The sequence below is a fragment of the Burkholderia puraquae genome (assembly GCF_002099195.1).
In the GTDB taxonomy this organism is placed as follows: domain Bacteria; phylum Pseudomonadota; class Gammaproteobacteria; order Burkholderiales; family Burkholderiaceae; genus Burkholderia; species Burkholderia puraquae.
Genome location: NZ_NBYX01000073.1, coordinates 1 through 761 on the forward strand (window position 1 = coordinate 1; position 761 = coordinate 761).

1 protein-coding gene is annotated in these 761 nt (G+C 64.4%); it reads right to left on the reverse strand.

Annotation, left to right across the window (positions count from 1 at the left end; translation table 11 throughout):
• On the reverse strand, positions 1-761 hold a 761-nt coding region (locus tag B7G54_RS39455), incomplete at both ends, for a hypothetical protein (protein WP_208864982.1).

The window sequence follows — 761 nt, forward strand, 5'->3', positions numbered from 1 at the left end:
AACAGCTCGATCACCTCGCTGTCCACCTCGACCTCGACCGGCCTCTCGTCGGCCAACAGCTCGATCGGCTCGTTGTCGACCTCGACCTCGACGGGTCTCTCGTCGGCGAATAGCTCGATCGGCTCGCTGTCCACGTCGACTTCGACGGGCCTGTCGTCGGCGAATAGCTCCATCACGTCGTTGTCCACGTCGACTTCGACGGGCCTGTCGTCGGCTAACAGCTCGATCGGCTCGCTGTCCACGTCGACTTCGACGGGCCTGTCGTCGGCTAACAGCTCGATCACGTCGCTGTCGACCTCGACCTCGACCGGCCTCTCGTCGGCTAACAGCTCGATCGGCTCGCTCTCGACCTCGACCTCGACCGGCCTGTCGTCGGCCAACAGCTCGATCGGCTCGTTGTCGACCTCGACCTCGACCGGCCTCTCGTCGGCTAACAGCTCGATCGGCTCGCTGTCCACGTCGACTTCGACGGGCCTGTCGTCGGCTAACAGCTCCATCACGTCGCTGTCGACCTCCACGTCGACCGGCCTCTCGTCGGCAAACAGCTCGATCACCTCGCTGTCCACCTCGACCTCGACCGGCCTCTCGTCGGCCAACAGCTCGATCGGCTCGTTGTCGACCTCGACCTCGACGGGTCTCTCGTCGGCGAATAGCTCGATCGGCTCGCTGTCCACGTCGACTTCGACGGGCCTGTCGTCGGCGAATAGCTCCATCACGTCGTTGTCCACGTCGACTTCGACGGGCCTGTCGTCGGCTAACAG